At 68.4% G+C, this 6,692-nt stretch carries 10 protein-coding genes; 3 read left to right on the forward strand and 7 right to left on the reverse strand.

The genetic code is table 11. The features are described from left to right. Positions 1–252: 252 nt before the first annotated feature. From VFX99_RS11440 to VFX99_RS11470, 7 genes are all read right to left on the reverse strand, one after another. Positions 253–582, reverse strand: coding sequence for a TfoX/Sxy family protein (locus tag VFX99_RS11440; RefSeq protein WP_329666419.1), 330 nt, complete (start codon positions 580–582; stop codon positions 253–255). Between the two features lie 32 nt (positions 583–614). After that, entirely contained in the window at positions 615–980 is a 366-nt protein-coding gene (locus VFX99_RS11445; RefSeq protein WP_329666420.1) for a nuclear transport factor 2 family protein, read from the reverse strand. 22 nt (positions 981–1,002) lie between these two features. Further along, positions 1,003–1,434, reverse strand: a complete 432-nt coding sequence (locus tag VFX99_RS11450) for an SRPBCC domain-containing protein (RefSeq protein WP_329666421.1) — start codon at positions 1,432–1,434, stop codon at positions 1,003–1,005. Then, complete coding sequence (locus VFX99_RS11455) at positions 1,427–1,762, reverse strand: metalloregulator ArsR/SmtB family transcription factor (protein WP_329666422.1); 336 nt, start codon at positions 1,760–1,762, stop codon at positions 1,427–1,429. The genes VFX99_RS11450 and VFX99_RS11455 overlap by 8 nt, the downstream gene beginning before the upstream one ends. A gap of 101 nt (positions 1,763–1,863) precedes the next feature. Continuing rightward, positions 1,864–2,859 carry a hypothetical protein gene (locus tag VFX99_RS11460; protein ID WP_414684367.1) on the reverse strand — a complete coding sequence of 332 codons (996 nt, stop codon included), beginning with the start codon at positions 2,857–2,859 and terminating at the stop codon, positions 1,864–1,866. Between the two features lie 30 nt (positions 2,860–2,889). Next, on the reverse strand, positions 2,890–3,582 hold the full coding sequence (locus VFX99_RS11465; RefSeq protein WP_329666424.1) for a glycosyltransferase family A protein: 693 nt from the start codon (positions 3,580–3,582) through the stop codon (positions 2,890–2,892). Positions 3,583–3,690: 108 nt separating this feature from the next. Next, entirely contained in the window at positions 3,691–4,557 is an 867-nt protein-coding gene (locus tag VFX99_RS11470; protein ID WP_329666425.1) for a potassium channel family protein, read from the reverse strand. A 205-nt stretch (positions 4,558–4,762) separates the two neighbouring features. Here VFX99_RS11470 and VFX99_RS11475 point away from each other — a divergent pair, with 205 nt between their 5' ends. The 3 genes from VFX99_RS11475 to VFX99_RS11485 all read left to right on the forward strand — a co-directional run. Further along, positions 4,763–5,299: a methyltransferase domain-containing protein gene (locus VFX99_RS11475; RefSeq protein WP_329666426.1), complete on the forward strand. Its 537-nt coding sequence runs from the start codon at positions 4,763–4,765 to the stop codon at positions 5,297–5,299. Positions 5,300–5,303: 4 nt separating this feature from the next. Further along, positions 5,304–6,155, forward strand: coding sequence for a PIG-L family deacetylase (locus tag VFX99_RS11480; RefSeq protein WP_329666427.1), 852 nt, complete (start codon positions 5,304–5,306; stop codon positions 6,153–6,155). A gap of 96 nt (positions 6,156–6,251) precedes the next feature. Further along, positions 6,252–6,692 (forward strand): helix-turn-helix domain-containing protein (locus tag VFX99_RS11485; RefSeq protein ID WP_329666428.1); only part of this gene is annotated, 441 nt, incomplete at its 3' end.

Consider the following 6,692-nt stretch of genomic DNA (forward strand, 5'->3'; position numbering starts at 1 on the left):
GAGGGAGGCGACGTCGCGGTCCGGATGCCCAACAGTGAGCTCACGTTCCACGTGGACGAGGCGAGCGCTCCGATCGTGCGGGACGCGTTCGAACTCGGCGCGAACGTGACCGGTCGCGTCACCTTCGACGACGCCGAAGCGTGGGGGGGCGACGACCCGATGGGCATCCCGAGCTTCATCGTGACCCACGAGGTGCCCGAGGAGTGGCGTGACCGGGAGGCGCCGGGTGGCCGATCGACTGCCGGGGTGACCTCAGCGCGTTCGCTTGATCGATGTCGAGCGATCGAGGCGCTGAAGCGCCGCGTGCATCCAGAAGTCGAGAGCGGCGTCCTCGGTGATCGCTCCTCCGCTCACCCGCAGCCAACCGGGTCCCATCGAACGCCCGGCACCCATCTCTGCGCGCGACGCCTCCGGCCGCGCGCCCAGCTCCGCGTCGTCTGAGGCGTCCACACGCACGAGCAGGCTCCGGTCCTTGTTCACGGCCACGACCATGGAGTCGTCGACCATCACGGCGATGGCCCCGAACATCGACACCTCGCGAACGGGGCGGTCCGGAAGCCGCCGCTCGATCCGATCCAGCAACGCGCGAGTCTCGTCGTCCGGGACTCGCGGACTCATTCCGGCCCGTCCGGTCGCGGCAGGTAGCCGAGGCGATCGAAGGCCAGGCGGATCTCGACGATCCGGCCGTCTTCGACCGTGAACAGCTCGTTCGCGAGCGTGGTCGTGGTGACCTCGGTCTGCGGGAAGTACCACAACGACACCCGGTTCCCTTCCGACATCCGTGTCAGCTCGGGGGCGCCGGTCAGCATCGGGACGAAGCCGGAAAGGTAGGCGCGCCACTGGTCCTTCGTGGTCACCTCCGGGTCAGGCGCGTAGCAGGCCACGGATTCAGCGACGAACGCCATCGCGCGGTCGACATCACCGCTCGTCCACGCCTCGTGGTACCCCTCCACGACCGCGAGGGCATCAGTAGTCGTCATCTCGATTGCATCCTTTCCGTACTCACGTTTTCGGCTTCCAGGTGTCGGGCGTCGGGGTGCCGCCCGACGCCGCCACTGCCAGGCGGGGCAGGAAGTGATCCCACCCTTCGACGTGGCCGGGCACGTCGCCCTCCGGCAGATCGGTGTGCACGACCTCGAGGCGCGTGCCGGCCCGCGTCGGGCTGAGCTCGAACGACACGGTGGAACTGCCCGGCGGAAGGGTCTCGCTTCCCTCGAATCCCCACGACACGGTGACTCGGCGCGGAGGGTCGATCTCGAGGAACGTGCCGCGGGCACCGTACCCGGCGATGTTCACCGCGAATGCTCCACCGGGCACGGGCTCCACGCGGGCCCAGTCGCCCATCCACGCGATGATGCCGGCATCCGTGACCAGGTAGCGGAACACCGTCTCGGGCGTGGCTGCGATGTCGATCGACGATCGATGCTCAGCCATCCGTCACCTCCTCCGCTTGCTCGATCGCGCGCTTCAGCAGGGTGAGCCGTTCTGGCCAGAAGTCGTCGAAGAACGCCTTGCCGACGGCCAGCCCCTCCACCCGCACCGCGTACAGATGCCGAGTGCCCGACTGGGTACTCGTGACCAGACCCGCTCGCCTGAGAACCTTGAGGTGATGCGACACCACCTGCTGCGACAGGCCGAGTTCGCTCGCGATCTCTCCCACCGGACGGCGACCTTGCCGGATTGCGGCGAGGATCACACGCCGGTTGCCGTCGGCGAGCGCGTGAAAGGCATCGTCGAGGACGGGCGCGGAAGCTGTGGTCACGCTCAGATCGTAAAGCACAAACATCCGTTTGTACAAACGAACGTTGGTAGAGCGGGAACAACGGATGCCGAGGCGAACGGCGCGGCCATCCCCCCGCCTCGCTACCTGGTATTCGAGGTGCCGCGCTGAAGGGGTCGACGCACCCGCTGGATGACCCGGCGCGCGAGCCGACCAGCCCGCCGGGTCGCACGAGCGACGGTGTCCCTGAGACTGCGATCGCGTCCGTCCCGGCGCAGCTCGACCGTGCCGTCGCTTCGGCGGACCAGCTCGAGTCTGCGTCCAGCGAGGAGAGGTGATCGGCTCATCGAGCCCAAGGTCGCCTGGTCCGCTCGAAGCGCCGTCTCGAACGTCCACCCCGCATGACGGATGCGCGCCATCAGCTGACCGCCCGAGGCAGAGTCGCGCCGGCTGAAGATGCGGAGCGGGTCGAGAGTGAGGGTCGCGCGTGTCGCGGATTGCGGCACGCGACCCGCGATGCGGCGCTGCGCACCGCTCGCCTCGTCGCGCAGCAGGAGGTCGACCCGGTCTCGGCCGAGGTCTCGACTCGCATCGAGGACCTCCGGCGGAAGGAGCTCGCGCCCCAGCGGCTCGGGTGGCATCCAGACGGCGGGCCTTGCGCCCTTCGTCGCTGCGCCGGTCGCGGGCGACGCCTGGGTACCGGGCCGCTCGAAGACGAGGGCGTCCTCGCCGTCGCGGACGACCCGGAAGCGGACCGTGAGTTCGAGCTTTCCGGTGCGCGTCCAGTTGGCCGATGCCACCTCGGCGCGGCATTCGAGGTCGGCTTCGAACTGGGCGAAGCGCAGCAGGTCATCGCGACGGTCGGTGCGCAGGAGCGCGGAGCGGACCCGCAGGGGGAAGGGCAGGCCGTCGTCCACTCCGGGACCGAATCGCTGCTGCACGATCGGTGTGACGACGTCGAGGAAGCGCTGCAGATACTCGTCGGGGTAGCGCGCAACCCGTCCCGCGTCGAGTCGCTTCAGGATCTTTCCTCGGTACCAGTGCCGCAGGAGCGTGTCGCGCAGCCGGCCCGGTTCGGTATTGGCCTCGACGATGTCGAGCACGCTCTCCAGGTGGGGGAAGTAGGTGACCGGATCGATGCGCGACGAGCTCGCACTGCCCTCGTTCTTCTACCATGCGTAGCAGGGTTGGCCCGCAAGAATCGAGATCGTCCTCGCCTTGAAATAGGCCTGCATCACGAAGAGGTGATCCTCCAGCCGCACGCGCCCATCCGGAAAGCGGATGCCGTGCTGGCGCAGGAAGGACGTGCGGAACAGCTTGTGCGGGGTCAGCAGTTCCAGGAGCGGGTCTTCTCCCAGTTTCGCGCTCGGGATGTCGCGGCGGAAGATCTGGCGCGGGATCTTTCGCCCGACCCCGACGACCTTGCCGATCACCACATCGGACGAGTAGCGGTCCGCGTAATCGGATAGGTGCCGCAGCGCCTCGGGGAAGAGCCGGTCGTCCTGATCGGCGAAGAACACGTACTTTCCCTGCGCGGCGTCGACACCGTGGTTTCGGGGCGTGCCCGGCCAGCCGGTGTGCGGCAGGGTCAGCACCCGCACATTGGTGCGAGCTCGGGCTGCCCGCTGCAGGCGATCGCCCGTCGGCTCGCCCGAGCCGTCGTCGCACAGGAGGACCTCGAACTCGCGCGGCGGCAACGACTGGCGGTCGAGCGAATCCAAGAGGTCGTCGAAGCCGTCCCCCGGGCGGAAGACCGGAACGATGACGCTCACCCGCACAGCGCTCGGCGGTTCGGCTCCTGCCGACTCCGACCCGGGCGCCTGTTCGGCGACGAACTCGGAAGATGCGTGCTCACTCGCCATGCCCTCAGCCTGCCTTCCGGTTTCCGACGGTCCAGAGCCCTTGCCTGGCCCTCGCCCAGGTGCTACCGCGCCCTTCGGCGCGATGCGCTGCCTGCCGAAGCGAGGCGGTCACGAGTGATCACGGGCGAACGACTGCATCACGTCGGCGCGTGACTCGCCGGCTGCGCCGAAGTTGTCGCGCAGGCACTCCCCCAGGTCTTCGAGCGCATCGTCCAGGATCGACCCCGCGATGCGGAGGTCGGCGTGCGGTGACCGGAGCGCCGCTTCGGCGAGCGCCTGGGCGACCGGCAGGGCGTGTCCCAGCGAGGTCGGCGCTTCACCCTCGCGGAAGTAGTACGACTCGGGACTCTGGCTGAGGTCGACGCGCACGCTCGCGAGCTGCTGCGCCACGGTGTGCAGCACACCGGAGGGGGCGACCGGATCGAGCGTGCTGAGCTGCTCGGCGTACCGCGCCCGGCCGAGGAGGGTCAGGTACAGGGCGGTCGAGCGCCGTCGAGCGAGCGTCGGGAAGAGCTGAAGGAGCCAGGTCGCCCCGCCGGTCAGGAGCGCGAAACCGGTCACCGCCTGCAGAGGCGAGAGCATGCGGACGAACGGGTCGGTCGGCACGACTTCGCCGAAGCCGAGTGTGGACAGCGACACCAGCGAGAAGTACAGAGCCTCGAGCACGTCAGGATAGCGAGCAGGATCCATCCCGTCGGAGTAGAGGAACCCGTCGGGCACGTGCGGGAGGTAGATGAACCCCCAGCCGATCGCCTGGATCGCCGCCCACGCGAGGACGACGCTGATCGCCGCGAGCGGACCGGATGCCGCCCGGGCGCGCCGACCGAAGCGGGAGGTGACGCTCCATATTCCCGCCACGATCGCGCGAGTCAGCCGACCCCGCGCGTGCGGATGGACAAGCGTGAGGAAGATGTCGGACAGCCCATAGATCACGATCGCCACGCCCACGACGGTGCTTGCGGCATCCCAGATCACGGGTTCACGCTACCCGCATCTCCGCGCCCGACACGCTCGCGTCGACTGCGGCGTCCTGCGACCCGCCGGACGCCGGCGGTCGCGGTCGCCCGGCGCCTACGGCATAATCGCCAACAACCGAACTCGCACCGAAACCTTGAATTGGGTCATGTCCCCGCACAATCTGAAAAGGCTGGTGCCCCGTAGCTTGCGGCTCCGGAGCAAGATGCGATGGAAGAACGGTCGCTGGCGGCTCGCGACCCCGGATCGGGTGTTCCTCGAGGACGTCATCGTTCCCGGATTCCTCGCCGGCAACGAGATCCGTCACGTTCTGGACATCGGCGTCGCGTGGTACACCCGCTCGTACCCGCGGCTGTTCGCTGGTGTGGACTACTGGACGATCGACGTCGATCCCGAGAAGCAGCGCATTGCGGGTCCGAACCACCACACGCTCTCGGCGACGCACCTCACCGACAAGTTCGAACCCGGCACGTTCGATCTGATCCTGTGCAATGGAGTGATCGGCTGGGGGCTGAACGACCCGAAGGATGTCGGCAAAGCCCTGGACGAGATCGCCGATGTGATGCGACCCGGCGGGTGGCTCGTCGTGGGCTGGAATGACATGGAGGGTCGCCGCGTCCCGGGATTGGACGACCTCCTCGACAAGCGCTTCAGCCGAGAGGTCTTCCCGCCGGTGGGAGCGGATCACTTCATCCCCGACACGCCGTATGCGCATCGTTTCGACTTTCACATGAGACGCTGAGATCGTGCCGGCGGAGTCGACTGGGAGTGGGGAACGTCTGATCGAAACCGTCGCGACATTCTGGGCGCACTATGACGACGACCTCATCTTCGCCAATCCGACGGTCATGCACGCCCTCGACAGCGGGCACCGCACGCGGAGCTTCTTCTTCACCGCCGGCGATGCCGGCAAGGGCCTGTCGCCGTACATGGACGGCAGGGAGCGCGGCATCCGTGCCGCATACGACAACATGCGCGGCGCGTCCGGCCCCTGGTCGGACCGCTCCGTGGTCCTCGACAACGGCGTGACGGTGACCGTCACCCGTCCGGATGCGGACGACCGTGTGTCGCTGACGTTCCTGCGGCTGCCCGATGGCGGCTTGGGTGGGGCGGGATACGAGGCGACGGGACGGCAGAGCCTGCGGCGGTTGCTGACCGGCGAGCTGTCGTCCATGTCCACCCTGGACACCGGGCAGGAGGTGACTCTCGAGCTTCTGCGGAGCACCGTGACGGAGCTCGTGCTGGCATCCCGCGCGACGAAGGTGATCACCCACCACCCGGGAGCTCTTTCCGTTGCGAGCGGCGATCATCCCGATCACCAGAGTGTCGGTCGAATCGTCGCCGAGGCGGTCGACGCCGGACCCATCGACGCCGGGGTGGTTCAGTACGCGATCGGATACCTTGCCGCGGAGCGCCCCGCGAACCTCGATCCCGACGTCCTCGACCGCAAGCTGGCAGTGTTCGCCTCCTACGCGGCGCACGATCCTGTGGTCGCGCGCGACGAGATACAGAAGTACCTGGAAGTCCGCGGATTCGGCGAGTGGCTGCAGCGACAGTACCTCGTACCCCACGGCGAGCTGCCGCAGCGCGACGAGTGACGTTGCCGGACTGTGCGCGTCGGCCCGTCGACGCACAGGCAGCCAGGCACTGGCAGGGCCTCCCGCTCGGCGCGGGATGAGTCGTAGCGTTGTTCCATGGCCGACATCCGCGCCGAAGTCCGGGAGTTTTTGAGCAGCCGGCGCGCCCGCATCACGCCGGACCAGGCGGGCCTGCCCGCATACGGCGGCAACCGACGCGTCGCGGGGCTGCGACGCGAAGAGGTGGCGATGCTGGCGGGCGTGTCGGTGGATTACTACGTGCGCCTGGAGCGCGGCAATCTGGCCGGTGCTTCCGACAGCGTGCTGGATGCGATCGCGAACACGCTGCAGCTCGACGACGCGGAGCGCCAGTACCTGCACGACCTCGCCCGCACATCTGGTCCGGGCATCAGGCGGAGCACGAGGGCGAAGCCGACGGTGCGGCCCGCCGTTCACCAGGTGCTGGACGCGATCTCTGACGCGCCGGCGTGGGTGCGCAACGGCCGGCACGACATCCTCGCCGCCAATCGCCTCGCCTGCGCGCTGTACTCGCCGGTC

This window comes from Microbacterium sp. (genome assembly GCF_036277215.1).
In the GTDB taxonomy this organism is placed as follows: domain Bacteria; phylum Actinomycetota; class Actinomycetes; order Actinomycetales; family Microbacteriaceae; genus Microbacterium.

What these genes read in the sequence shown, in the direction of transcription:
- VFX99_RS11475 (WP_329666426.1), top strand. Translation starts at nt 4,763, where the DNA reads ATGCGATGGAAGAACGGTCGCTGGCGGCTCGCGACCCCGGATCGGGTG.
- VFX99_RS11450 (WP_329666421.1), bottom strand. Translation starts at nt 1,434, where the DNA reads ATGGCTGAGCATCGATCGTCGATCGACATCGCAGCCACGCCCGAGACG.
- VFX99_RS11465 (WP_329666424.1), bottom strand. Translation starts at nt 3,582, where the DNA reads ATGGCGAGTGAGCACGCATCTTCCGAGTTCGTCGCCGAACAGGCGCCC.
- VFX99_RS11445 (WP_329666420.1), bottom strand. Translation starts at nt 980, where the DNA reads ATGACGACTACTGATGCCCTCGCGGTCGTGGAGGGGTACCACGAGGCG.